Source organism: Salinivirga sp. (assembly GCF_055145285.1).
The window spans coordinates 1-23,168 of record NZ_JBSRDC010000060.1 but is presented as its reverse complement, the minus strand read 5'-3'; the positions used below and the strand labels follow the sequence as shown (position 1 = coordinate 23,168).

Here is a 23,168-nt window from a genome sequence, read left to right as displayed (position 1 = left end):
TGAAAAAAATCCGTATCTTAGCATCAGCATTGCACAAAATCCGAATTAACACGGGATTTGTGCATATTTTTTGGCCGGATATTCAGCAAAGCCGGCATAATTAAAAATGTAAACTTACTGAACATGAAAATTGATGTGCTACTTGGCCTGCAATGGGGAGATGAAGGAAAAGGAAAAGGTGTGGACTTACTTACACCGAGGTATGATGTAATAACACGGTTTCAGGGAGGCCCCAACGCCGGGCATTCACTGGAATTTAATGGTAAAAAACACATCCTGCACCTGATACCTTCAGGTATCTTTCATGACAGTATAAACCTTATTGGTAATGGCGTAGTCATTGATCCTGTGAAGTTCGAAGAAGAAATAGACAACCTCAAAAAGCTTGGCATCGACCCGGAAAGCAAGCTGCTTATATCGCGCAAAGCCCATCTGATTTTGCCAACCCATCGTATACTTGATGCAGCCATTGAGGCGGCTAAGGGCAAAGAAAAAATTGGCTCTACCTTGCGGGGCATTGGTCCAACATACCGCGACAAAATTGGCCGTGACGGTTTGCGGGTTGGCGATATCGAAACCAGCGACTTTAAACAGAAGTATGAAAAGCTTAAAGCGAAACACGAACTATTGCTTCGTCAATATGACTTTGAGTATGACCTTGAAAAAGATGAAAAAGACTGGTTCAGCTCGATTGAAACGGTTAAAAATTTTGAGTTGGTAAATTCCGAATATCGCATTAATCAATATATTGAAGAAGATAAAAAAATTCTGGCAGAGGGAGCTCAGGGTACATTACTCGATGTAGATTTTGGCTCCTACCCTTTTGTAACTTCATCGAATACTACAATTGGCGGTGCATGTACAGGAATGGGCATTGCTCCCCAAACCATAGGCAATGTAATAGGAATTGTAAAAGCATATTGTACAAGAGTAGGATCAGGGCCGTTCCCGTCGGAGCTGCACAACGAAGACGGACAGCAGCTACGCGACAAAGGTGCTGAATATGGCTCTACCACGGGTCGTCCACGCCGGTGTGGCTGGTTGGATTTGGTAGCCCTCAAATATGTAGTGATGCTCAATGGTGTAACTGAAATTATTCTCACCAAAGCCGATGTGCTGGATGAATTTGAACAAATTAAAATCTGCACAGCATACAAAATAAACGGAAAAGAAACTACTGAAGTACCGTTCGACATCAATACACCTATTGAGCCCATATTCGTAGAACTTAAAGGCTGGGAAACGCAAATCAAAGACATGCGCAAACCGGAAGAACTTCCCAGGGAGTTTAACGACTATCTGAAATTTATTGAAGATTATATAAGTGTTCCCGTAAGCATTGTTTCAGTTGGCCCAGACCGCGATGCCTCTATTTATATGCGAACATCCGGTCAATAAATTTACTTTTTAGGCAGATGAATTGAAAATTTGGCTCCGGCCCCTTCTTTGCTTTGCACATTAATTTTACCATTGTGCTTTTGCACAAACACTTTACAAAGCAATAAACCTAACCCGGTGCCTTTTCCCTCGTTAACCTCCAAGGATGTTACTTTTTCAGATATCTTGAAAAGCTTCTTTACCGTGGCCTCAGGTATACCCACACCATGAGCGGTAACAGAAATAGTGGATTGTCACTACCAAGGTCGCTACCATGCACAGCGCACTAAAAAAAGGCCACTCGCTCATAAAACAAATGGCCTTAATTAGTTGAACCTCAAGTTGCGATAAAGAATTTACCCAATCACAACTTGTGCAATATTAAACGAATTCATGCGTCTAAGCTTTCTCCAGCTCAACTGTAAAATGTCGCATAATTGGGGCTTCGTTTTTTATCTTATACCCACTAGTGATTTTATGGCGTCTGTCGTACACATTTTTTGCTGCTGCTGCAATAACATCTATATGATTGTTTGTATAAACCCTTCTTGGAATAGCTAAGCGTAAAAGCTCCAATTTGGGATAACGGTTTTCCCGTGTATCAGGATCCCGGTCAGCAAGTAAGGTTCCAATTTCCACACCTCTTATACCCGCTTCAAGGTAAAGCTCAACACCAAGTGTTTGAGCTATGTATTCCTCCTTAGGCACATTGGGCAGCACTTTCTTTGCATCGACAAAAATAGCATGTCCGCCTGCCGGACGCTGATATGGAACATTATACTCATCGAGTTTATGGCCGAGGTAGGCTACCTGATTGATGCGTGTTTGAAGATACTCAAATTCGGTGCCTTCATCCAGACCAACCGCAAGTGCATTCATGTCGCGCCCACTCATACCACCGTAAGTCAGGAAACCCTCAAACATAATGTTATAGGTAGATGCCTTTTTATATACTTCCTGATCTCTGAAACAAACAAAGCCACCCATATTCACTATGGCATCTTTTTTTGCAGACATAGTTGCATAATGGGCATACTGATACATTTCCAGGACTATTTCCTTAATAGATTTTCCGGCATAGCCATCTTCCCGTGTTTTAATAAAATAAGCGTTCTCTGCAAAACGGGCAGAATCGAACAACAGCTTCACACTATATTTGTCAGCTAACGCTGCCACTTCCTTAATATTAGCCATCGAAACAGGTTGCCCGCCGGCAGTGTTGTTGGTGAGTGTAACCACAATAAACGGAATTTTCTCACGTGGTGTGTCTTTGAGTACATCTTCCAATTTATTCAGGTCAACATTGCCCTTAAATGGATGCTCAACCTCCGGATTAAAGGCCTCATCGATTGTACAATCAATGGCATGAGCATTTCTGAACTCTATATGCCCCTTAGTAGTGTCGAAATGGCTATTGCCGGGAACAATATCTCCGGATTTTACCAACACAGAAAATAACACATTCTCAGCAGCACGGCCCTGATGAGTTGGTAAAAAATGGTCAAAGCCCAAAATATCTTTTAGTGCCTTTTTCATATTGAAATAACTCCGTGCACCAGCATAGGATTCATCACCAACCATCATGGCGGCCCATTGGCGGTCGCTCATAGCGCCGGTACCTGAGTCGGTAAGCAAATCAATATAAACCTGCTCACTGGAAAGATTAAATAAGTTATATCGTGCGTCTTTTATCCACTTTTCACGCTCTTCGCGTGTACTTTTACGAATCGACTCCACCATTTTGATTTTATACGATTCAGCAAATGGAATATCCATAATTATGATATTTTAAAAGTTTATAATTTTTTGATAAGAATATAATCGGAGGGAGAAAAACTACTAATAGTGAAAGACATCGCGGCGCTTAATATTTAAATAGCGCGTGGCAGCCAGAACGGTTATGTCAATTTTTACATCCATATTTAGAAAGCCAAAATTAAAGATTTGTTACTTTTTTTCAAAGACATTAACTTAAAATCCATATTTTTGTTAATAATGTTTTTAAAATCCGAAAATTAGAAAAAGAATTAACATGAAGCTACTTACAACTATTATGCTCACAATGGCAGTAATTATGGCGTATGGCCAGCAAGATACAGCAAAAACAGTTGAGCAAAAAAAAGACACTGTGTGGACATTCGAAGGTCAGTCGAGCCTGAACTTTACACAAGGATTCCTGGAAAACTGGTCGCAAGGTGGAGAAAACTTCCTAAGCACCTTGCTTTTAAATGATTACACCATATCCTACGATAAAAAACGTGCGTCATGGGAAAACAGTTTTAACTATAAACTGGGTGGCACACAGCAAGGAGACCAGGATATGAGAAAAACAGAAGATATATTTGAATTCAACAGTAAATTTGGATATGATATATCGAATCGCAACATCTTTTTTTCAAACATCATTAACTTCAAAACACAATTTCTTAAGGGTTTCGACTATGGTAGCGGGAACGATAGTATAGCAATAAGTCGATTCCTTAACCCCGGTCACCTGGTTGTTGCAACTGGTTTTGAATACAAATACGATAAAATATTAAGTGCCATGGTATCGCCGCTCTCAGGGAAAGCAACTTTTATGACAGATACTGTAAAATACAATCCCGAAACCTTTGGTATAGACAGCGATAAAAACCTTAGAGCAGAAATGGGTGCATACATTCGAATAAAATTCAAGAAAGAGCTGATTAAAAATGTCAGTATTAACACATCACTTGAACTATTTAACAATTATTTTGATCACCCTGAAAACATTGATATTGACTGGCAATCAACAATAACTTTTAAGGCCAATGATTTTATCAAAACTGTACTGTTCACACATTTTGTATATGACCAAAATGTTTCCCAGTACTGGCAAATAAAAGAGACCATTGGTATTGGTATAGCCTACAGCATCAAATAATAAAAAATGAAAATATTGTAATGGCGGCGTAAAGTATGCTTGCAATGCCATTTGTGGTAAAAAAAGCTAAATTAACTTTAGACAAATCTGAATCTTTGACTATCAAATGTTGGTATAACAGCAACGTAGCAAAAATACCGGCACCAATGAAATAAACATAGGAAAGGTTAAGACAGGTTCCAATCAGTAAAATAATTAACCCAGAAAAAAGATGTATCGCCCTGGATATCCACAGGGCGTTTTTTCTACCAAAATATGAGGGAATTGAGAACAATCCCTTAGCTTTATCAAAATTATCATCTTGCAGGGCATAAATAATATCGAAGCCGGTTACCCACAATAGCACAGCTATTGAAAGCAAAACCGGTACCATATGAAAAGTACCTGTTACAGCCAGAAATGCTCCTATTGGCGCCAAAGATAATCCCAGGCCAAGGATAAAGTGGCACAGCCAGGTAAACCTTTTCGTTAAGCTATATCCCAGCACTACTGCCATGGCAATAAATGAGAGGTAGAAACATAACAGGTTAATAAACCACGTGGTAACAATAAAAGCTATAACGTTAATTATCACAAACCACCCCGCGGCTTGCACAGAAACCTTTCCCGAAGGAATTTCTCTTTTAAATGTTCGCTCATTTTCAGCATCAATATTGCGATCTATATACCGATTGAATCCCATGGCGGCATTACGCGCAAAAACCATAGCCAGCAATACTTTCACCAAATCGAGCCAGTAAAAACCGGCATCGAAATACACTGCGGCCATAAAATAACCAACAAGGGCAAAAGGCATTGCAAAAATTGTGTGCGCAAACTTTACTAATGACAAGTACTTTTGCATAAAAAATATTTTAATACCCGTAAAATTAGCAACTTTTAACCAGCTTAAGTAAATGAATCAGTAAGTTTTTCTAACACTGCTCATTATTAATATTTGCATTTTTCATTTCATTTTATTAATTTGCAGTGAACTAAAAAAAATTGATATGAAAAAATTACTTATTACTTGCGGTGTAATCATCTTTTCATTAAGTCTTACGGGACAAAAAGTCGTTGATTACAAAAACTGGTCAAATCCAACGACCTTTCAAACCAGCCAGACACCAATAATTACAGGTTTTGGAGCATACAGTGATTCTCTGGCACAGGTTTACGATGGAAAAACATTTTTTGCCAACGGCAATGATTATTTTCAGATTGAATCCTGGGCCGACTATTATTATTGGTTTACCCAAAAATATTGGTACAAATTCAAAAATCCCGAACTGTACGAATATTTTTACCTCACTGAAGACGACTATGAAATGGCACGTTATATTGCCACACAGTATTTAGGCCAATACTATCCATCTGCAATTACTATTCAGCTCGATCAGGATGACAAAAAAAATACTGGCAACAGGACAACAGGTGGAAACTACTTTGCCGACAACATGAAAAAAGTGCAGGAATTACAAAAGGACTTACAAGACCCAATAAACAAGGTTAAGGTAAGGACATATAACTTCGAGAGCGATAAGAAAATAAATAAAGCAATTCAACAGGTAAAAGGCCAAAGGTTTGACTACAGCCAACCAGGAAAATCAGGTGTGCGCACTTTCCATCGCAGAACAACACCCGGTAGTGTACAATCACGTCAATACCACAAAACAAAAGGCAGCAGCACAAGAACAGGAGGCGCAAAACGCACAAAAAGCAGACCCTCAAAAACTAAAGAAAAATAGCGCATTATTTAATTCTGAAGGCCATTTTATCAGATTCAAAAGAATGATAAAATGGCCTTTTTTTGCTTAAATCAAAATACTCAAATATTTTATTTTATTTTACATCAAAAATCCATTAGCTTAATGCAAATTTTCAAACATTGAGTTTAGCACAATCAATCATAAAATACTTCACGTCAAAATTCAACTGGCGAATTGCATCAGCATTTCTAACCGGGGCTATTGCTTCTGCTTTGCTCATGGACTTCCCCTTCTTTTCCACACCCATAAAAAATGCTGCTATAACCGAAACTGTTAGCAACATACTTGCAGCCTCCACTGCCCTTGTAATAGAAATTGCCGGCTACGACATTGCATTAAACGAAAACAGTATTTTCTTTACAGATAACAATGGAATATATTTTGCCTTTGGATGCCTGGGATACCGTCAAATTATCTGGTTTTCTGTATTTCTGTTAATCAGCCCTGGAAAACCACTTCACAAGTTATGGTACATCCCGCTGGGAATTATCATTATTCAATTTAGCAACATACTCCGCGCAGCTATTATTGGCATTAGTAATTTCCTCAACCCTGAAACGTTTGAAATTATCCATGCTCAGGGAACCATCTGGTTTGTTTACGGTACCGTTTTACTACTTTGGCTTTTCTGGTTACACTTTTTCAGAAAATGACATTATGTCACATATAACCCTGGGCTGCAAATACCGTATAAGCAAATGGATAACAAACATATACAATAATTTACAAATATCCATGTAAACACAAGTGGAATAATAATTGTTATATTTCAGGTAAAATAGGGCAGCTATGTACGCAAAAACCAACATATTTAACTTCAAAGAAGACCCGGATAAAATAAAAGCCGGGGCAGTTTTAGTTTCAGAACCTTTTTCAAGAGATCCGCATTTTAGTAAATCAGTGGTACTTATTACCGAACATAACGAGAAAGGCACTGTAGGCTTTATCCTTAACAAACCCGTTAAAATGGCACTAAGTGATTTGATTAAAGAATTTCCTGACCTGGATACAAATATTACAATTGGCGGACCTGTAGAGACCAACTCGGTACATTTTATACATACATTGGGTAAGCAAATCGAAGGCACCAAAGATATTGGAGAGGGCTTATTCTGGGGAGGTGATTTCAAAAAACTACAACAACTCTTATCACTTGGAGTGGTTGATCAGCGCCATGTGAAATTTTTTATTGGTTATGCCGGCTGGCAACCAGACCAACTGGTTAGCGAAATAGATAATAATTTCTGGAAAATTACATCACTTCAAAATACAGAGATATTAGACAATGACCCAACAATGTGGTACAACGTTGTTGCACGTTTTGGAGAAGCATTCAAACCCTGGCTTAACGTACCTGAAAATCCGGCATGGAACTAAAAATCACGGTTACTAATTTTCGAATTTAATTTTTCAGATATTTCCATACCGCGGTGGTGATAATACCGCCGTTCTTTGTAACCTTTAACCCAATTTATTCCTTGAACTGCGTTGGTTAAAAACACCTCATCGGCAACTTCCAGGTCTTGTTCAGTAATACCCCGCTCTGAAATCTCAAAACCTTTTTCAGCCATTAATCTCATCACCTGTTTTCGCATAGTACCATCCAGAGCACCAGTTGCAGGTCCGGGTGAAACGACACTATTTCCCGATATTACAAAAACATTGGAATTCACGGTTTCTATAATTCCACCCTGGTCATTCATTATAAAACAATCATCATAGCCCTGTTCTTTAGCGTGCTTCCCGGCGAGCACATAAAAAACACTGCTGGTGGTTTTAATAGTTGATAGTATATTTAAAGGCTTTTTAATTTCTGTAAAAGCAGTTAGTATTTTGCCAGTACCTGTAAATGGATAAAACGGGTCGGTCTGCATTGGTTCCCCATCAAGCAAAAAACCTGCTTCATTGTCTTGGGGTGTATATCGCCCCTCACCTCTTCTATACACTGTTAATCGTACTCTGGCTCCATTGTACCATTTATTTTTGTGGACTAAAGAAGCAACAAGGTTACATAACTCGCTTATTTCCAATGCTTCAATCAGCGGAATCTCGAGCATGTCCAATCCTCTTTTCAATCGATCAGAATGACCTTCGGCGAAAACGAGATCAACCCCCAAAGTGCGCATGGTTTCAAAAATGGCATCACCGTATAGGAAGGATCTGTTGTATACCGGTAGGATATCAACATTCTGCATCCACTCACCATCAATACAAAGCCAATGTGTGTTGCGATCCATAAAACACTTAAATTAAATCAAGTATTTGCTTTACAACCGGCATTACCGAATTATTAGCGTCAACCTTAAAAGTATGTAAACCTACTTTCTTGCCAGCCTGAATATCCCGTTGGCTGTCGCCTATAAAAAAAGATGATTCAAGATCAATATTATGCACAGCAGCTGCTTTTTCAATCAACAGTGAGTCCGGTTTTCGACATAGGCATTTTTCTATGCTATCGTGATGCGGACAAAAATAAAATTCATCAACAGAAGCCTTGTATTGATTTAGCTTGCGCTGAATCTCGGCATGAACCATTTCCACATCAAAAGTTTCATACAGTCCTTTTGAAATGCCACCCTGATTACTGACAACGAGAACTTTTAAACCAGCCTGATTAATTTTTTCAATGGCTTCTCCAATATCAGGATTCAATTCAAGCTGAACCGGACGATACACATAGTAATAATTCGCATTATTGTTTATAACACCATCACGATCAAAAAACACAGCGCGGTTTTTCATTAGTTTCACTTTTACCAGTTAAACAGCTGATTTAAGAATACATTGATTAATCGAGGTTCTAAAACTACAGGGAAAACAAAACCAAAAACAGCACCCCAAAAATGGGCATCGTGGCCAACATTATCCATATTCTTTTTTCCCATATAGTAGGAATAAGCCAGGTAAGCAATACCAAATATGATCCCGGGAATAGGCACTATTCCGAAAAACAACACCTTTTCCAGAGGTGCAAAAAAAATACAGGCAAATACAACCGCAGATACGGCTCCAGATGCACCTACTGCACTGTAACTATAATTATTTTTTTGTTTAAATAAACTTACCAGACTGGAAGCTACAATTGCCAGCACATAAAAAATAAGGAACAAAAGCCCGGCTGGCATAAAAGTAAAGTAATGGTTAAAAAAGAATATTAGCACATTGGCAAACGAATAGAGCACCAACATGTTAATAATCAAATGCATCCAATCTACATGCAACAGAGGGTGTGAAAAGAGCCTGTAATATTCTTTTCGTTTTATAATCTGGTAAGGAGAAAAATTATACCTGTACATTAATTCAGGACGCTGAAATGCATAAACAGATACAACCGCAGTAATAACAATTATAAATAGTGTCATTTAAAGATTAAGATTTTAATTTATGATTATTCTTTTGGTTAAAACTTGATCATTATAAATTACCTGAACTAAATACAACCCCGAATTAAAGCCACTTACATTTAACTTAAACATGCGACTGGTTCCGTAAAAAGGCTCATTCAGTACTGTTTGGCCGTTGGTATTCACCATACGAACCATTTCAGGAATTTGTTCTTCAAACGCAATATACACCTCAGATGTTGCAGGATTGGGGTAAACTTTCCACTGGTCACTCTTTACCATTTCTTTCACAGACATGCCTGCATTTATTGTAATATACACAGTATCAGGCTCCGAAGTTGTTACCTGATCTGCTACTTCAAGATACATTTGAATTATGGTATCATTTTCAGGAAATGGAGCCTCAAAAGAAGGCTGGGCAGAGTTTTCATTAATTATATCGACATTGGCATTTGTCCACCAATTATAAGTAATGTCCTCCCCATCCGGGTCATATGAGGCTGAACCATCGAGGTTAACAATGGCACCAGCATCTACAGTCTGATCTGCACCAGCGTTTGCCACCGGAATATTATTGGAAGGATCATATTTATAAGTCCAATACCCTTCAGGCGCTGTTATTGGTTTATACTGCTCTTTCCCGCTATTGGCCACGGCTCTCAGGTAATACTGTACAATTGTTGAGTCAGATTTTGAAGATACCGGAATCTGAGCATGCCATAGTTCTGTAGAATCTGCATCCTGCACCATATTTAATGGAGAAAAAGCAGCTGTAGTATCTGTCCGGTACATCACACTTGCATGCTCAATACCTGTTTTATGTTCCAAATAAGCAGTTACCTCATGATTACGGCTCACGGCATCTATGGTTTTCAAAGTTCGATGCGACATTAAAAGCGGATTATGAGCTCCCAGTTCGTGCGTAATACAGTGTATAGCTCCACTAAGTCCAATTATATCATCACAATCAATACCCACAACTTCATAACCCGGCATAGCCTCGCGATAAATATTCAATGCCTGTTCATCGCTATCGGCACCATAAATCGGCACCAGGATAAGTTTGTTAAGAATCAATGAATTCGTGTATGTACGATAGTCTCCATAATCATCAGGATAGTTACCGTAAGCATCCGGCGGCATAGGAATGCGCACCACATTAAATGGAGTTCCAAAAACCGTTTGATAATTATCGAGCACATATTGCAGGTTCGCTTCTATTTGTGGTCCGTCAGCCACTCCCTCCGGGTATTCACCCACAAGCAAAGTTTCCTCGTTGAGGAGCTTCATGTGCATATCAATATGGTGTATACCATCGTATGGAAGGGTTTCCATAAGCACATACTCTTCAATACCCATAAAAGCCTGTACAATATCTTTTATTTCCTGGGTTGTATGTCCGGGGTTCTCCTCCACAATCAACTCTGAAGAGAAACCCAGCCCAAAACCATCGCTCATAAAATTACCTCCTGTTCCAACAAGGTCATAAGGTGATGTAGTGTTCTCATAAAGCGGGATATTCATCTCATTGGCCAGTGCCGCAGGTATAACATCATCATCGGGCCTGGGGCGATTGTAAATCCAGTCCACAAATATTAAAGAATCCACATTCTCTTTGTAAACATTCCCCGGACCATAGTCGCGAATCCAGATACTATTAGCATATTCATTAACAAACACCACACTATCAAGCGCTATACCTGCACCTGTAAGGGAAGAAGAAACCGAGGACGAATTTGTAGTAACGATATAAACTTTTCCCTGCTCAACGCTATGACGCACAATTTCTGTTAGAATATCGGAGAAACCTTGCCATGATATAGCGACGCCTTGCATTTCTTCCCATTCTGCGGCTGCTCTTACCGGAAAATCAGGAGGCGTTGTATCACCTTTAGATTGAATATTTTCAAGATACACAGGCATCAGCTTTTTCTCAGCCTCTGTCATCTTATGGGGTAGCGTTTGGGCAGTTGCCGCAAAACCCAAAAACAAAAACAAGATAGTAGTATAAATAATTCTCATAGCTTAAATTTTTGTGTAAAATCAAGTGAATTAACCAAAAAATATCGAGTTTTGCAAACGGGACAGCTTGTCACCTGTCTATCTAAAAACAGCCATTTGCAGGCACTTCTGACAAGTTGACAAAAATATTTTGATTTGGCAGGAGTTTTGATACCCTGCATTGATACAAAATAAAGAAGATATCATTATGGTAGATAAATCGAACCCAAAAGAAGAAGAAAAAAAACAGCAACAAACCAGTAATGGTAAGCCAGAATCTTCTGATAAGGATCATTCAAAAACCGAAGAAAAACAAGAAGCTGCAAAAGATAAAAACGATAATAAAGAAGAATCTTCTGATATAGAAGATAAATCAAAAGACAACAAGAATTCTTCAAAAGACAACAAGAGTAAAAGCAGCAAAAAATCAAAAAAGAAAGATCCTAAAGAAGAAAAGATTCAGGAACTGGGCGAACAAGTTGAAAAAATTAACGACCGCTACCTAAGGTTGCAGGCTGAGTTCGACAATTACCGCAAACGCACTATAAAAGAAAAAGCCGACTTACTAAAATCAGCTGGCGAAGATGTGCTAATAGATTTATTGCCGGTAATAGACGATATGGATCGTGCAATAGAAACAATTGAAGCTGCAGAAGACAAAGATGCCATTAAGGCAGGAATGCAGCTTATCGATCAAAAATTCAAAGATTTTGTGAAACAAAAAGGTGTTGCAGAGATTGATGCCATGCATCAGGAGTTCGACACTGATGTGCACGAAGCCATGACAAAAATACCTGCTCCAAAAGAAGAACTAAAAGGTAAAGTGGTAGATGTAATTCAAAAAGGTTACAAACTCAACGATAAGGTTATTAGATTTGCCAAAGTTGTCATTGGAGAATAAGCGGCGCAATTACAGAAAGTAAGGATTATGAGTAAAAGAGATTACTACGAAGTATTAGGTATTTCACGCGATGCCTCAAAAGATGAGATAAAAAAAGCCTACCGAAAAATGGCCATCAAATATCACCCGGATAAAAACCCGGACGATAAAGAAGCCGAAAACAAATTTAAGGAGGCTGCTGAAGCTTATGAAGTCTTGAGTGACGACACCAAGCGACAACGATACGATCAATTTGGACATGACGGCGTCAAAGGAGCCGGTGGATTCGGCGGTGGCGGCATGAGTATGGATGATATATTCAGTTCATTTGGTGACATCTTTGGCGATGCCTTTGGATTTGGAGATTTTGGCGGATTCGGAGGTTTTGGAGGCGGCCGTAGCCGTCAGAGAGTAAATAAAGGCTCAAATATCCGCATTCGTGTTCAACTCACACTCCAGGATATGGTAAATGGAGTGGAGAAAAAGGTGAAAGTAAAAAAATACACAGAATGTAAATCTTGTAGTGGTTCAGGAGCTAAAAACGGAGCTTACAGCACATGTACTACATGTAACGGTAGTGGACGGGTAACACGCGTTTCGAACACTTTCCTCGGACAAATGCAAACCACAGGAGCATGTCCAACATGCGGTGGTGAAGGTAAAAGTATTAAAGAAAAATGCACAACCTGCTACGGAGAAGGTATTGTAAAAGATGAAGAGGTTATTAGCATTAAAATTCCTGCAGGTGTAACCGAGGGCATGCAACTCAACGTAAATGGTAAAGGCAACGCCGCCCGCAGAGGTGGTATTCCCGGCGACCTGCTTGTTGTAATAGAAGAAGAAGAAAACGAAGATTTTATACGCGATGGCAACGACCTGATTTACAACCTTTACATAAGTATGCCGGATGCCATTCTGGGCACTACTGCTGAAATCCCTACTGTGGAAAGTAAGGTAAAGATCAAAATTGACCCGGGCACACAATCAGGCAAAATATTACGACTCAGAAATAAAGGAATTCCACAAGTTAATGGATATGGCCGCGGCGACATGCTGGTGCAGATTAATGTATGGTTGCCAGAAAAAATCAGTCGTGAAGAACGTAAAATCATTGAAAAGCTAAAGGAATCCGAAAACTTTAAGCCACAACCCAAGAAGAAAGAAAAAAGCATCTTTGAACGCATGAGAGATTATTTTGGATAAACATTATCATATAAATTGACCATATAAACAAAAAACCGGCGCTCATTCTGAGGCCGGTTTTTTTTATTAATAGGTTTCGAGTTACTATTTATTCTCCATTGCAAATTCATAACCTGCATGCAGGGCTTTCATGTTCATTTCTACAATTTCTTCTCCTTTTGAACCAAATATTTGCCTCAATCCACTTTCGAGTATCGAAAGTTCCATATTAAGAAAAGGAGCAGCAGCACCCAGCATCACAATATTGGAACTACGACGGGCTTTTAAATCATTGGCAATTTGATCAGCATCTATTGCTACAACATTTGGCAGCGCTTTAATATGCTTCATTAGCTTTTCCTCATCGGGGTAATTAGGAATATTTACAAATGATTTTGTATTGGTTACCAAGTAACCATCTTCGGACAGGTAATCTACATAGCGTAGTGATTCCATAGGCTCAACTGAAATTATTACATTGGCACTACCCTTTGGAATAAGATCTGCATAAATCGGTTTGTCCGAAATGCGGAGGTGCGATACAACGGCGCCTCCCCGCTGGCTCATACCGTGTGTTTCTGCCTGTTTCAGGTACCAGTTGTTCTCAAGTGCTGCAGTACCAAGTGTAGCAGCAATAGAAAGAATTCCCTGACCACCTACACCGGCTAATATGATATCAGTTTTCATTATATTCAGATTTTAGGATTTTTAACTTTTTGCTTTTTGTTTAGCTTCCATTTTTCTCCTGCGAGCCGCTTTTTGTATACATTCGCGCCGCGGAATAATCACAGACGGACCATCATAATCAAACTCTTCCTGCATCACTTTTATCATTTCGTCATGATTGCGCTTGATTGGATTCAACACACGAATATGTTCAGGATCTACGCCTAAACCCTGACAAATAGATTCTATGCGGCCTAAAGCTGAAGAGTCCTGCCCTCCGGTCATTGATGTCGATTCGTTATCAGAAATAATAACTGTAATCGGGGAATTCTCATTTACTGCATCCAGCAAACCTGTCATTCCAGAGTGCGTAAAAGTAGAATCACCAATAACTGTAACCGCAGGAACCAAACCGGCATCTGCTGCACCTTTTGCCATGGTTACCGAGGCGCCCATGTCTACACAGGTATTAATGGCATTAAAGGGCTCTAATGCTCCCAGGGTATAGCAACCTATATCCGAAAAAACACGTCCTTGACCAAATGGAGCCAATGCTTCATTTAATGCATTATAAACATCAATGTGGCTGCATCCCGGACACATGCTTGGCGGACGATTGGCCACAAAATCAGGAATTTTACTTTCTTTACTGCCTGTTTGAATACCCAATGCAGCAGCTACAATATCGGCATTCAGCTCTCCATCGCGTGGTAAGGTACCATCCAAACGGCCTGTTACAGGTTCTTTTTCTAAGAATCCTTTAATCATTTCCTCTACCAACGGGTAGCCTTCTTCTATCACCAACAACTTTTTTGTTTCTTCAGCAAGCTGCTTTACCTGTTTCTCCGGCAAAGGGTATTGTGTCACTTTAAGCACCGGAAATTTGCACGCACCTTCGGGAAGTATTTCACGCAAATAATTATAGCCCAAGCCACAGGCTATGATACCCATGCTTTTATCACTGCCTTCAAAATACTGATTGTAAGCGGAATTTTCAGATTCCGCAATAAAATGACTCTGATTCCCCAGTAACCCTTTATATTGCTTGCGGGCAATGGCAGGTAATAAAACAAACTGGCGGGCATCAGACGGCAGTGACTGGTCATTCTGTGGTTTCAATTCTTTAGTAATAACACCAGCTCTCGAGTGTGCTATACGGGTTGTAATCCTAATCATTACGGGAATTTTATATTTCTCCGATAAATCAAAAGCTCCGTAAGCCATATCATAAGCCTCTTGCTGGTTTGAAGGCTCCAGTATAGGAATCATGGCAAACTTGCCATAAAAACGCGAATCTTGCTCATTCTGTGATGAATGCATCGACGGGTCATCGGCCACGACAACTACCATACCGCCATTAACGCCTGTAATGGCAGCATTCATGAAATTATCGGCGGCCACATTTAAACCTACATGCTTCATACAGGTCATGCTTCGCTTACCGGCATAAGCCATACCCAGCGCAGCTTCCATGGCTGTTTTCTCGTTTGCTGCCCAGTTACTGTGTATTTTTCTTTCTTTTGCAAGCTTACTCGCCTGCACATATTCGGTTATTTCGGTTGAAGGCGTACCAGGATAGGCGTAAACACCAGACATACCAGCATCTATCGCACCCTGTGCAATAGCCTCGTCACCCAATAAAAGTTTTTGCATCGAATTATATTTTTAGTTATGATTGATTTATTTTCTAAGACAGAATAAGTGAAAATAACAATCCGGTATTATAGACCACCAAAACGCTTCTGGAATCCCACGTTGATGGCAATAACGAAGTAATACATACCGGGGAAATAAATCTTTTTCATAAATAAAATGATCTTCATTTTATTGCTTTCAAAAATAACCAACTTTTTGAGAAAAACAAATGATCTTAGACACATGAACCGAGCCATGACAAAAAATTTGACACACGGGCCTTCGCGAAGCTTTCGCTTCTCTTCAGTCGCCATAGGCTTGCCGCAGGCGAAACGCAATAGCTTCAGCGAACGCGCACGGCAGAGCGAGACTGCACCTTCGCATAGCTTTGGCGAGCTCCTAACGAAGGTTTTCGTGAGACCATTAAAATCAAAATTATAAACGGATGAAGATAATTACCCTTGTCATACACCATATAATGCACATGCACCACTATTTTTCTTGCATTTACAAATGATAGCATGTACATTTACCCGGCTGAATTATAAATGCTTTAAAATTTAAACCATGAAATATGGTGTCTGTACATTAAGCCAAATAGCTGTTAGAGCCACAAAAGCTGAATCGTCAGAACTTGTGACGCAAATGCTCTTTGGCGAGACCTGTAAGGTTGTTGATCAAAAAGGCTCCTGGTTTTTTATCTATACTGATCTGGACCAATATCTTGGTTGGATCGACACACGAACATTGACGCTTATTTCGCATGAAGAATACCAAACATTACAATCTGCCAACCATCCCAAAGTCACATCTCCATTTAGCCTTATTAAATTAGGGGAAAAAAAGCTGGTGCTGTCAATGGCCAGCACGCTGCCTTTCTTAAACAAATCGCATGGCAAAATAGCCAATCAGTCCTTCCAACTAATCGAAGGTAAAACAGAAATCACGCAAACGCCATCAACAATTGCAGCTTCTCTGCTCGGAGCGCCTTATTTATGGGGCGGACGCACGCTCATGGGCATCGATTGCTCGGCCTTAGTGGTGAACACATTCAAGCTTTTTAATTTTCTTTTGCCACGCGATGCCAGCGAACAAGTAAGTTATGGAAAAACCATTGCATTTTTATCAGAAGCTCAAGAAGGCGATGTATGCTTTTTCGACAATGAAGAAGGTAAAATTACACATACTGGCATATTAACCAGTGATAAAAAAATTGTACATGCATCAGGAGAAGTTAGAATCGACCCAATCGACCATCAGGGAATATACAACAAGTCACTTAACCAATATACACATCATTTAAGAGTGATTAAACGATTTAAAATCTAATGCCATGATAAATGTAAATACAGAACATATTGCCGGATACCAAATAGAAGAAACACTTGACGTTGTAAGAGGAAGTACAGTAAGGGCGAGGCATTTGGGAAGAGACATTTTCGCAGGCCTAAGAAATCTGGTTGGCGGAGAAGTGAATGAATATACCAAACTAATGGCACATGCCCGCGAGCAAGCGCTGCAGAGAATGAACGATGAAGCAGCCAAACTCGAAGCCGATGCAGTAATTAATATCCGGTTTATGACTTCCCTGGTTATGCAGGGATGTTCAGAAATTTTGGTCTATGGTACAGCTGTAAAAATCAAAAAAAGCTAAAATGCCAGTATTTTTTCCATACTTGATGGCAGCCTTTGTATTGATAGTGATCGTTTTCGCAATCATTCAGTACAGAAAATCGAAGAATGAAAATTTTGACAAGAAAGATTATTAATGACTTATGCCTATAAATATCCAAGGCCTGCGGTTACAGTCGATATCATTCTGATGACAAATGAAGCAAACAGCCAGGTGCTTTTAATTGAACGCAAAAAAACACCATTTCAGGGTAAGTGGGCTTTCCCTGGCGGATTTGTAGACGAGAACGAAACGCTCGAAACAGCCGCAAAAAGAGAATTAAAAGAAGAAACTGGGTTAGCAATAAAAAACCTGCAACAATTTAAAACATTTTCTGAGCCCGACAGAGATCCCCGGGGGAGAACCATTAGTACAGTATTTTATGCCAAAATCGACCCGGATCTGACAGAAAAAGCCAAACCTGGGGATGATGCGGCCAAAACAAAATGGTTTTTACTAAATAATTTGCCAAATTTGGCATTCGATCATCAAAAAATTATTGAAGAGGCCATTAAAAATAAAATATTTGAATAATTTTCTCAACTAAAAAGCCGACTGTAACTGACTTTTTACATGAAAGTGCTCAAAAAGTTGATAAAACCCTGTTAAAGACTTGTTAAAAAAAATAAGTTTTTCGTAATTTAGTAGAAATTTTCAATTAGAATTTGAATAAGGACAGTTATATTACCATAAAATAGTCAACGAAAGCTAATTACCATGCTAGAGAAAACACTTATACTAATCGTAGAGGATAATCCTGCAGAAGCCGTTATGGTATCTGATGCACTTAATGCTAAAGGATACGAAGTACATACAGCACAAGACGGACAGGAAGGAATGGATCTATTTAAAAACCAACCGATTGATTTGGTGATACTTGATGTAATATTGCCAAAAGAAGACGGTTATGAAATTGCAAAAAAAATAAGGGCAATTGACAACGATATCCCCATCATCTTTCTGACTTCAAAAAACATGAAAGATGACCAGGTTTCTGGTTTCAATGCAGGGGGAGATGATTATATAGCCAAACCATTCGATAACGAACTGCTGCTTCTTAGAATCAATGCTTTACTCAAACGCACGACAAAAAGCCGTGAGGACGAGTGCACCTACGATATAGGTGACTTTAATTTCGATTGTAAAAATCTTGAACTAAAAAGCAGTTCAGAAAAACGCAGAATGACCAAAAGGGAAGCAGATGTATTACAAATGCTTTGCGACAACATGAACGAAATTGTGAAGCGGGAAGAAATGCTCACCAAAATATGGGGAGAAAATGACTATTTCAATGGCAGAAGCCTTGATGTATTCATCACAAAACTACGTAAATACCTCAAAACGGACGAAAACATAAAAATTGAAAACATTCATGGGGTAGGATTTGTGCTAAGTGTAAATGCGTAATTTCATGTCAATAAAAGAAAATCTACAAAAGGTAAAAGACGAAACCTCACCAAAAATAACGTTAGTAGCTGTATCCAAAACCAAACCTGTTTCAGATATTTTAGAGGCTTATGAAGCCGGCCAACGAGACTTTGGCGAGAATAAGGCCCAGGAGTTGCAAAACAAGCAACCAGAATTGCCCGATGACATCCGCTGGCATATGATTGGACATATGCAACGGAACAAAGTCAAGTACATTGCGCCGTTTGTGCATATGATTCATGCAGTAGACTCGTTTAAACTAACCAAAGAAATACAAAAGCAAGCAAAAAAAAATGAGCGGGTGATCGATTGCCTTCTGCAATTCCATATTGCAGAGGAATCGACTAAATTTGGCTTCTCAATCGAGGAGTTTTCAGCCATGATAAAGGAACATAACCTGTCTGAATTAAAAAATTTAAAATTCAGAGGAGTAATGGGAATGGCAACATTTACAGACGATACAGCCCAGATCAGAAGAGAGTTTCAACAGCTCAAAAAAGTTTTTGAACAAATCAAAACTAATTTTGGAGCAGAATTCGATCAAATATCCATGGGCATGTCTCAGGATTACAAAATTGCCATAGAAGAGGGAGCCACTATTATACGCGTAGGAAGTTCCATCTTTGGAGCCCGCAATTACTGAAAAAATGCTTAATTTGTAAAAAAAATTAAAACATACATTATGGCTGATCTAACAACCAAATTTGCAGGACTTGAACTCAAAAACCCGCTCATAGTAGGGAGCTCAGGCTTAACAGACAGTGTAAGTAAAATTAAAGACATTGCTGAAAAAGGAGCAGGTGCGGTTATACTTAAAAGCCTTTTCGAAGAACAAATTTCTTTTGAGGCACAAAATACAATAGCCAGCAATGAAACAAATGAATATCCAGAAGCTGCAGACTACATTAAGGAATACACAAAAGACAATAGCCTTAACGATTATCTGAACCTCATTCGTGAAGCTAAAAAAGCGGTAGATATTCCTGTTATAGCAAGCATCAACTGTATTACAGCATCTGAATGGATTAGCTTTGCAAAATCCATTCAGGACGCAGGAGCTGATGCACTGGAAGTCAATATGTTTATTTTACCACTCGACCGCAATCAAAAATCAGAAAAGTATGAATTGGTTTATCATGAGCTTTTCCAAAAATTACGTAAAACGACCAGCATTCCATTAATATTCAAAATCTCACAACAATTCACGAACCTGCTTGCAGTATTGAACCGCTTCAACGCAGATGGTGTGAATGGGGTTACCCTTTTCAACCGGTTCTACGAGCCCGATATTGATATTGAGAAACTCTCACTGAAAAGTGCTGAAGTCTTCTCGAACCCAGGTGATTTAAGAAAGGTATTACGTTGGGTTGCCATTGCATCCGGAAAAATACATGGTCTGGATATATCGGCATCCACAGGAGTACACGACGCCCCAGCAATGATAAAATTGCTCCTCGCCGGAGCTACAACCGTACAGATTTGCTCAAGCGTTTACAAAAACGGAACTGGAATTATTCCTGACATGGTCGAGGAACTCAACACCTGGATGGACAACAAAGGATTTGAAAATCTCAAAAATTTCCGTGGCAAATTAAATTACGATAAAATCGAAAATCCTGAAATGTACGAAAGATCACAATTCATGAAATATTTTTCGAATCACGTTTAAATGCTACGACATATCAAAAAAAATCCTCCACACGGAGGATTTTTTTTTGATTACTTTTTAAAATCTTCAAGGGCATGCATCATGTCCAGCAATAACTCTCTTTTGGAAAAATGTTGCGAACCCACAGATCCACGCAAACGACCAATAGCCTCTTCCAATTCAGCTTCAGGAGGTGCAGTTTCAAAGTTTTCAACCACAGTTACAACCTCAAAAGCTACCAAATAATCACACTCCAGGGCAATATCGACAAAATCAAGCAGGTATTGACTAAAATCAAGACGCGAAGACCAGCATGCCGTAAGTAGCATTGACCTCAAATCAGCATTCGATGTGTTTCTTAAAAGCGTAACAATTGTTTCTGCCCCATCAGTATGCTTAATATCCTGAAATACAGCAGAAATTTTATCTTTTACATCACTGCTCACTGTTTTTACATACACATTGGCCAAATAAGGTAAATATGCCACATTTCCACCACTCCGTATATCTTCAATTGCTTTTAGCTGTTTATCTTTCGTTTTAGCATTCAGCCCCTCAATAATACTTTTATTTATCTTTTTATTTTCCATAATGCAAATTTTTTACAAAAATAATGTTTTTGTGTTGCTTGCATAAAACGATTAGTTGTTTTATATTTCCCTAAATTTATTTAATTTTACGGAAACTAAAATTGTACATAATTATGCCAAAGGTTCTCAGGCTCTTGACAATCATAGCCTTATCGTTTTTTATGATCAGCGCATGTGTTCAGGATAAATCGAAAAAAATCGAAAAAAACCTGGCCAGTGAGAGCCAGAAAAAAGCAGAGCAATTAAAAAAGGACTTTAACAAAGCCAAACAGGTTTTTTATTCTCTTCCCTCTCCCATTGAAACTGCCATGCTTATTAAAAGGAGTGGTGTAGACTATACACCCCACTTACTTAATCCTACCGAAAATCAAAATAACTATGTAAGCACCTACAAACTTGCCATGAACCTCGGCGTATACAGTGCAGATATTAGTTATGCAAGTATTTTCGATCAGTCGCAGGTAGCTATTAAATATATGGCTGCAGCCAAAAAATTAGCAGAAAACCTGGGCATATTAAACGCAATTGATCAGGAAATAATTAGCAGACTTGAAAATAATATTAATAACCGTGACTCACTTATGGATATCATCTCAGAAACATTCATGAACTCAGATGGTTTCCTGAAAGAAAACGACAGACCCGAAACCGCCGCACTGCTCATCGCCGGAGGTTGGGTAGAAGGGCTATATCTTGCTACCCAGCATGCGAAATTGGCTCCCAAAAATGAAGAAATTATCGATCGTATAACCGACCAAAAGATGTCTTTACAATCACTCATACAACTTCTTTCTACCTACAAAAAAAGCCAGGATGTAAATAAAGCCCTAAGTGCCCTTAAAAGAATCAATACAATTTATAAAAACTTTAAGCTGGTCAGCTCCGAAGTTGAATCTATCACCAATGAAAGTGAAAGAAAAACAGTATTGACAGCAAAAGCAGACGTGTATTATGATAAAAGCCATATAAAGAAACTCACCAATGTTGTTGATTCCATAAGAAGTGGAATAGTACAACCTAACTAAACTACTGCAAATGGTGAATTAAAAACGGAACTTTGTTCCGTTTTTTTATGTAAAAAACATTAATAAATAAAAGGTTTGAACAGCTGTTTATCAAAGAGGCACAATTTTCGCTGTAATATATTTTGATTTATTCAACTTGAAATATTTTATTTGTGGTCAAATTAAATAAATATACTATGAAACGAATTCTCTTATTCATTGCAGCACTCATGACAGGTCTGGTGGTCTTTGCCCAAACAGGTAAAGGATACGAAAAAATGGCCGCAGAAGCCTACGAAGCAAACAATTACCCAAAAGCTTTTCTAGATTACACACGAGCTATAAAAGCATACAAGGCTCAGGGTGAAACCGACACAGCAGTTTATTACAATGCTACAATTGCCGGTTACAAATCCCGTAAATTTAATGAATTAATTCCTTACGCAAATAAAGCCATTGAGCTTAAACACAAAAAATCTCATTTGGTATACTATATCAAAGCACTTGCTTACGATAAGCTTGAGGAAGATGAAAAATATTTTCAAACTTTAAAAGCAGGTCATGAAGCCTTTCCGTCATACGGAAGAATAAGTAAAAAACTTGCTGTAGCTTATCTTAAACAGGGAATGCAACCTTATAAAGAAGGTGCAGAAATAGTTCAAAGTGCAGAATCATTGCGCGAAAAACAACCTGAGGAATATAAAAAAGAAATTGAAAAGGCAAACGATAAGTTCACAAAAGCAAAGAATTTATTTGAAAAAGCTTATGAAGCCAATCCTAAAGAAAAACAAGTGCTAAAATCTTTGGCAGCAGTTTATCAAAACCTGGAACAGGAAGATAAAGCAGAAAAAATTACAAACGAATTAAATTCACTTTAAAAAAATACATCGTACAAAAAGAGGCTGTCCAAAAAGTATTGGGCAGCCCTTTTTTATTTTGCGTTCTCCTTAATTATTAGTAAATTAACCCAACTTGAAAACACAAACGCATAAATAACTTCCATTGAGTGCATTATGATTTTGTTTTTTACAATTGGGGGACTACTTTTGTTTTTCTAACATATGGGCGGTGTTTAAAATTATGGCTGT

25 protein-coding genes are annotated in these 23,168 nt (G+C 38.7%); 15 read left to right on the top strand and 10 right to left on the bottom strand.

The window, feature by feature from the left end:
* Positions 1-123: 123 nt before the first annotated feature.
* Complete coding sequence (locus tag ACTB0Y_RS12150; RefSeq protein ID WP_463207094.1) at positions 124-1,398, top strand: adenylosuccinate synthase; 1,275 nt, start codon at positions 124-126, stop codon at positions 1,396-1,398.
* A 2-nt stretch (positions 1,399-1,400) separates the two neighbouring features.
* On the opposite strand, the gene ACTB0Y_RS12145 is transcribed toward ACTB0Y_RS12150, so the two are convergent.
* Both ACTB0Y_RS12145 and ACTB0Y_RS12140 read right to left on the bottom strand, forming a co-directional pair.
* A complete protein-coding gene (locus tag ACTB0Y_RS12145) occupies positions 1,401-1,622 on the bottom strand; it encodes an ATP-binding protein (protein ID WP_463207118.1) in 222 nt (73 codons plus the stop codon).
* A gap of 154 nt (positions 1,623-1,776) precedes the next feature.
* Positions 1,777-3,153, bottom strand: coding sequence for a tryptophanase (locus ACTB0Y_RS12140; protein WP_463207093.1), 1,377 nt, complete (start codon positions 3,151-3,153; stop codon positions 1,777-1,779).
* A 256-nt stretch (positions 3,154-3,409) separates the two neighbouring features.
* Here ACTB0Y_RS12140 and ACTB0Y_RS12135 point away from each other — a divergent pair, with 256 nt between their 5' ends.
* Positions 3,410-4,282: a DUF3078 domain-containing protein gene (locus ACTB0Y_RS12135; RefSeq protein ID WP_463207092.1), complete on the top strand. Its 873-nt coding sequence runs from the start codon at positions 3,410-3,412 to the stop codon at positions 4,280-4,282.
* Here ACTB0Y_RS12135 and ACTB0Y_RS12130 read toward each other — a convergent pair.
* The gene (locus ACTB0Y_RS12130; RefSeq protein ID WP_463207091.1) at positions 4,275-5,126 is read right to left on the bottom strand and encodes a UbiA-like polyprenyltransferase; all 852 of its coding nucleotides are present in this window, start codon (positions 5,124-5,126) and stop codon (positions 4,275-4,277) included. The two genes, ACTB0Y_RS12135 and ACTB0Y_RS12130, sit on opposite strands and share 8 nt — an antisense overlap.
* Positions 5,127-5,271: 145 nt before the next feature.
* Here ACTB0Y_RS12130 and ACTB0Y_RS12125 point away from each other — a divergent pair, with 145 nt between their 5' ends.
* The 3 genes from ACTB0Y_RS12125 to ACTB0Y_RS12115 all read left to right on the top strand — a co-directional run bounded on the left by ACTB0Y_RS12125 (position 5,272) and on the right by ACTB0Y_RS12115 (position 7,407).
* On the top strand, positions 5,272-6,009 hold the full coding sequence (locus ACTB0Y_RS12125) for a hypothetical protein (protein ID WP_463207090.1): 738 nt from the start codon (positions 5,272-5,274) through the stop codon (positions 6,007-6,009).
* A gap of 140 nt (positions 6,010-6,149) precedes the next feature.
* Entirely contained in the window at positions 6,150-6,683 is a 534-nt protein-coding gene (locus ACTB0Y_RS12120) for an exosortase/archaeosortase family protein (RefSeq protein ID WP_463207089.1), read from the top strand.
* 136 nt (positions 6,684-6,819) lie between these two features.
* Entirely contained in the window at positions 6,820-7,407 is a 588-nt protein-coding gene (locus tag ACTB0Y_RS12115) for a YqgE/AlgH family protein (protein ID WP_463207088.1), read from the top strand.
* Here ACTB0Y_RS12115 and ACTB0Y_RS12110 read toward each other — a convergent pair.
* From ACTB0Y_RS12110 to ACTB0Y_RS12095, 4 genes are read right to left on the bottom strand one after another with little or no spacing between them, the layout of a single operon-like run.
* Positions 7,404-8,267, bottom strand: coding sequence for an aminotransferase class IV (locus ACTB0Y_RS12110; RefSeq protein ID WP_463207087.1), 864 nt, complete (start codon positions 8,265-8,267; stop codon positions 7,404-7,406). The genes ACTB0Y_RS12115 and ACTB0Y_RS12110 overlap by 4 nt on opposite strands.
* 7 nt (positions 8,268-8,274) lie before the next feature.
* Positions 8,275-8,772, bottom strand: coding sequence for a D-glycero-alpha-D-manno-heptose-1,7-bisphosphate 7-phosphatase (locus tag ACTB0Y_RS12105; protein ID WP_463207086.1), 498 nt, complete (start codon positions 8,770-8,772; stop codon positions 8,275-8,277).
* Between the two features lie 11 nt (positions 8,773-8,783).
* Positions 8,784-9,392 carry a rhomboid family intramembrane serine protease gene (locus tag ACTB0Y_RS12100; protein WP_463207085.1) on the bottom strand — a complete coding sequence of 203 codons (609 nt, stop codon included), beginning with the start codon at positions 9,390-9,392 and terminating at the stop codon, positions 8,784-8,786.
* Positions 9,393-9,407: 15 nt separating this feature from the next.
* Positions 9,408-11,396, bottom strand: a complete 1,989-nt coding sequence (locus tag ACTB0Y_RS12095; protein WP_463207084.1) for an agmatine deiminase family protein — start codon at positions 11,394-11,396, stop codon at positions 9,408-9,410.
* 187 nt (positions 11,397-11,583) lie between these two features.
* Here ACTB0Y_RS12095 and ACTB0Y_RS12090 point away from each other — a divergent pair, with 187 nt between their 5' ends.
* Both ACTB0Y_RS12090 and dnaJ read left to right on the top strand, forming a co-directional pair.
* Positions 11,584-12,276: a nucleotide exchange factor GrpE gene (locus tag ACTB0Y_RS12090; protein ID WP_463207083.1), complete on the top strand. Its 693-nt coding sequence runs from the start codon at positions 11,584-11,586 to the stop codon at positions 12,274-12,276.
* A 27-nt stretch (positions 12,277-12,303) separates the two neighbouring features.
* Positions 12,304-13,458, top strand: coding sequence for a molecular chaperone DnaJ (gene dnaJ, locus ACTB0Y_RS12085; RefSeq protein WP_463207082.1), 1,155 nt, complete (start codon positions 12,304-12,306; stop codon positions 13,456-13,458).
* An 84-nt stretch (positions 13,459-13,542) separates the two neighbouring features.
* On the opposite strand, the gene ACTB0Y_RS12080 is transcribed toward dnaJ, so the two are convergent.
* Complete coding sequence (locus ACTB0Y_RS12080) at positions 13,543-14,124, bottom strand: indolepyruvate oxidoreductase subunit beta (RefSeq protein WP_463207081.1); 582 nt, start codon at positions 14,122-14,124, stop codon at positions 13,543-13,545.
* Between the two features lie 21 nt (positions 14,125-14,145).
* Complete coding sequence (locus tag ACTB0Y_RS12075) at positions 14,146-15,756, bottom strand: thiamine pyrophosphate-dependent enzyme (protein ID WP_463207080.1); 1,611 nt, start codon at positions 15,754-15,756, stop codon at positions 14,146-14,148.
* A 549-nt stretch (positions 15,757-16,305) separates the two neighbouring features.
* On the opposite strand from ACTB0Y_RS12075, the gene ACTB0Y_RS12070 reads away from it, so the two are divergent.
* From ACTB0Y_RS12070 to ACTB0Y_RS12045, 6 genes are all read left to right on the top strand, one after another.
* Complete coding sequence (locus ACTB0Y_RS12070) at positions 16,306-17,067, top strand: C40 family peptidase (RefSeq protein WP_463207079.1); 762 nt, start codon at positions 16,306-16,308, stop codon at positions 17,065-17,067.
* 4 nt (positions 17,068-17,071) lie between these two features.
* A complete protein-coding gene (locus ACTB0Y_RS12065; protein ID WP_463207078.1) occupies positions 17,072-17,392 on the top strand; it encodes a YbjQ family protein in 321 nt (106 codons plus the stop codon).
* Between the two features lie 114 nt (positions 17,393-17,506).
* Entirely contained in the window at positions 17,507-17,944 is a 438-nt protein-coding gene (locus ACTB0Y_RS12060) for an NUDIX domain-containing protein (RefSeq protein ID WP_463207077.1), read from the top strand.
* Between the two features lie 183 nt (positions 17,945-18,127).
* Positions 18,128-18,817 (top strand): response regulator transcription factor, encoded by a 690-nt coding sequence (locus ACTB0Y_RS12055; RefSeq protein ID WP_463207076.1) that lies wholly within the window; start codon positions 18,128-18,130, stop codon positions 18,815-18,817.
* Positions 18,818-18,821: 4 nt separating this feature from the next.
* Entirely contained in the window at positions 18,822-19,481 is a 660-nt protein-coding gene (locus ACTB0Y_RS12050; protein WP_463207075.1) for a YggS family pyridoxal phosphate-dependent enzyme, read from the top strand.
* A 39-nt stretch (positions 19,482-19,520) separates the two neighbouring features.
* On the top strand, positions 19,521-20,507 hold the full coding sequence (locus ACTB0Y_RS12045; protein WP_463207074.1) for a dihydroorotate dehydrogenase-like protein: 987 nt from the start codon (positions 19,521-19,523) through the stop codon (positions 20,505-20,507).
* A gap of 50 nt (positions 20,508-20,557) precedes the next feature.
* Here the strand turns inward: ACTB0Y_RS12045 and ACTB0Y_RS12040 are convergent, their stop codons facing one another.
* On the bottom strand, positions 20,558-21,076 hold the full coding sequence (locus ACTB0Y_RS12040; RefSeq protein WP_463207073.1) for a hypothetical protein: 519 nt from the start codon (positions 21,074-21,076) through the stop codon (positions 20,558-20,560).
* A 113-nt stretch (positions 21,077-21,189) separates the two neighbouring features.
* On the opposite strand from ACTB0Y_RS12040, the gene ACTB0Y_RS12035 reads away from it, so the two are divergent.
* Positions 21,190-22,101 carry a hypothetical protein gene (locus ACTB0Y_RS12035; RefSeq protein ID WP_463207072.1) on the top strand — a complete coding sequence of 304 codons (912 nt, stop codon included), beginning with the start codon at positions 21,190-21,192 and terminating at the stop codon, positions 22,099-22,101.
* A 176-nt stretch (positions 22,102-22,277) separates the two neighbouring features.
* The gene (locus tag ACTB0Y_RS12030; protein ID WP_463207071.1) at positions 22,278-22,958 is read left to right on the top strand and encodes a tetratricopeptide repeat protein; all 681 of its coding nucleotides are present in this window, start codon (positions 22,278-22,280) and stop codon (positions 22,956-22,958) included.
* Positions 22,959-23,168: the final 210 nt, after the last annotated feature.

Bases quoted from the DNA above. Each gene is read 5' to 3' on its own strand.
- ACTB0Y_RS12150 (WP_463207094.1), top strand. From the start codon at position 124: ATGAAAATTGATGTGCTACTTGGCCTGCAATGGGGAGATGAAGGAAAA.
- ACTB0Y_RS12140 (WP_463207093.1), bottom strand. From the start codon at position 3,153: ATGGATATTCCATTTGCTGAATCGTATAAAATCAAAATGGTGGAGTCG.
- ACTB0Y_RS12135 (WP_463207092.1), top strand. From the start codon at position 3,410: ATGAAGCTACTTACAACTATTATGCTCACAATGGCAGTAATTATGGCG.
- ACTB0Y_RS12130 (WP_463207091.1), bottom strand. From the start codon at position 5,126: ATGCAAAAGTACTTGTCATTAGTAAAGTTTGCGCACACAATTTTTGCA.
- ACTB0Y_RS12125 (WP_463207090.1), top strand. From the start codon at position 5,272: ATGAAAAAATTACTTATTACTTGCGGTGTAATCATCTTTTCATTAAGT.
- ACTB0Y_RS12115 (WP_463207088.1), top strand. From the start codon at position 6,820: ATGTACGCAAAAACCAACATATTTAACTTCAAAGAAGACCCGGATAAA.
- ACTB0Y_RS12110 (WP_463207087.1), bottom strand. From the start codon at position 8,267: ATGGATCGCAACACACATTGGCTTTGTATTGATGGTGAGTGGATGCAG.
- ACTB0Y_RS12105 (WP_463207086.1), bottom strand. From the start codon at position 8,772: ATGAAAAACCGCGCTGTGTTTTTTGATCGTGATGGTGTTATAAACAAT.
- ACTB0Y_RS12100 (WP_463207085.1), bottom strand. From the start codon at position 9,392: ATGACACTATTTATAATTGTTATTACTGCGGTTGTATCTGTTTATGCA.
- ACTB0Y_RS12095 (WP_463207084.1), bottom strand. From the start codon at position 11,396: ATGAGAATTATTTATACTACTATCTTGTTTTTGTTTTTGGGTTTTGCG.
- ACTB0Y_RS12090 (WP_463207083.1), top strand. From the start codon at position 11,584: ATGGTAGATAAATCGAACCCAAAAGAAGAAGAAAAAAAACAGCAACAA.
- dnaJ (WP_463207082.1), top strand. From the start codon at position 12,304: ATGAGTAAAAGAGATTACTACGAAGTATTAGGTATTTCACGCGATGCC.
- ACTB0Y_RS12080 (WP_463207081.1), bottom strand. From the start codon at position 14,124: ATGAAAACTGATATCATATTAGCCGGTGTAGGTGGTCAGGGAATTCTT.
- ACTB0Y_RS12075 (WP_463207080.1), bottom strand. From the start codon at position 15,756: ATGCAAAAACTTTTATTGGGTGACGAGGCTATTGCACAGGGTGCGATA.
- ACTB0Y_RS12070 (WP_463207079.1), top strand. From the start codon at position 16,306: ATGAAATATGGTGTCTGTACATTAAGCCAAATAGCTGTTAGAGCCACA.
- ACTB0Y_RS12065 (WP_463207078.1), top strand. From the start codon at position 17,072: ATGATAAATGTAAATACAGAACATATTGCCGGATACCAAATAGAAGAA.
- ACTB0Y_RS12060 (WP_463207077.1), top strand. From the start codon at position 17,507: ATGACTTATGCCTATAAATATCCAAGGCCTGCGGTTACAGTCGATATC.
- ACTB0Y_RS12055 (WP_463207076.1), top strand. From the start codon at position 18,128: ATGCTAGAGAAAACACTTATACTAATCGTAGAGGATAATCCTGCAGAA.
- ACTB0Y_RS12050 (WP_463207075.1), top strand. From the start codon at position 18,822: ATGTCAATAAAAGAAAATCTACAAAAGGTAAAAGACGAAACCTCACCA.
- ACTB0Y_RS12045 (WP_463207074.1), top strand. From the start codon at position 19,521: ATGGCTGATCTAACAACCAAATTTGCAGGACTTGAACTCAAAAACCCG.
- ACTB0Y_RS12040 (WP_463207073.1), bottom strand. From the start codon at position 21,076: ATGGAAAATAAAAAGATAAATAAAAGTATTATTGAGGGGCTGAATGCT.
- ACTB0Y_RS12035 (WP_463207072.1), top strand. From the start codon at position 21,190: ATGCCAAAGGTTCTCAGGCTCTTGACAATCATAGCCTTATCGTTTTTT.
- ACTB0Y_RS12030 (WP_463207071.1), top strand. From the start codon at position 22,278: ATGAAACGAATTCTCTTATTCATTGCAGCACTCATGACAGGTCTGGTG.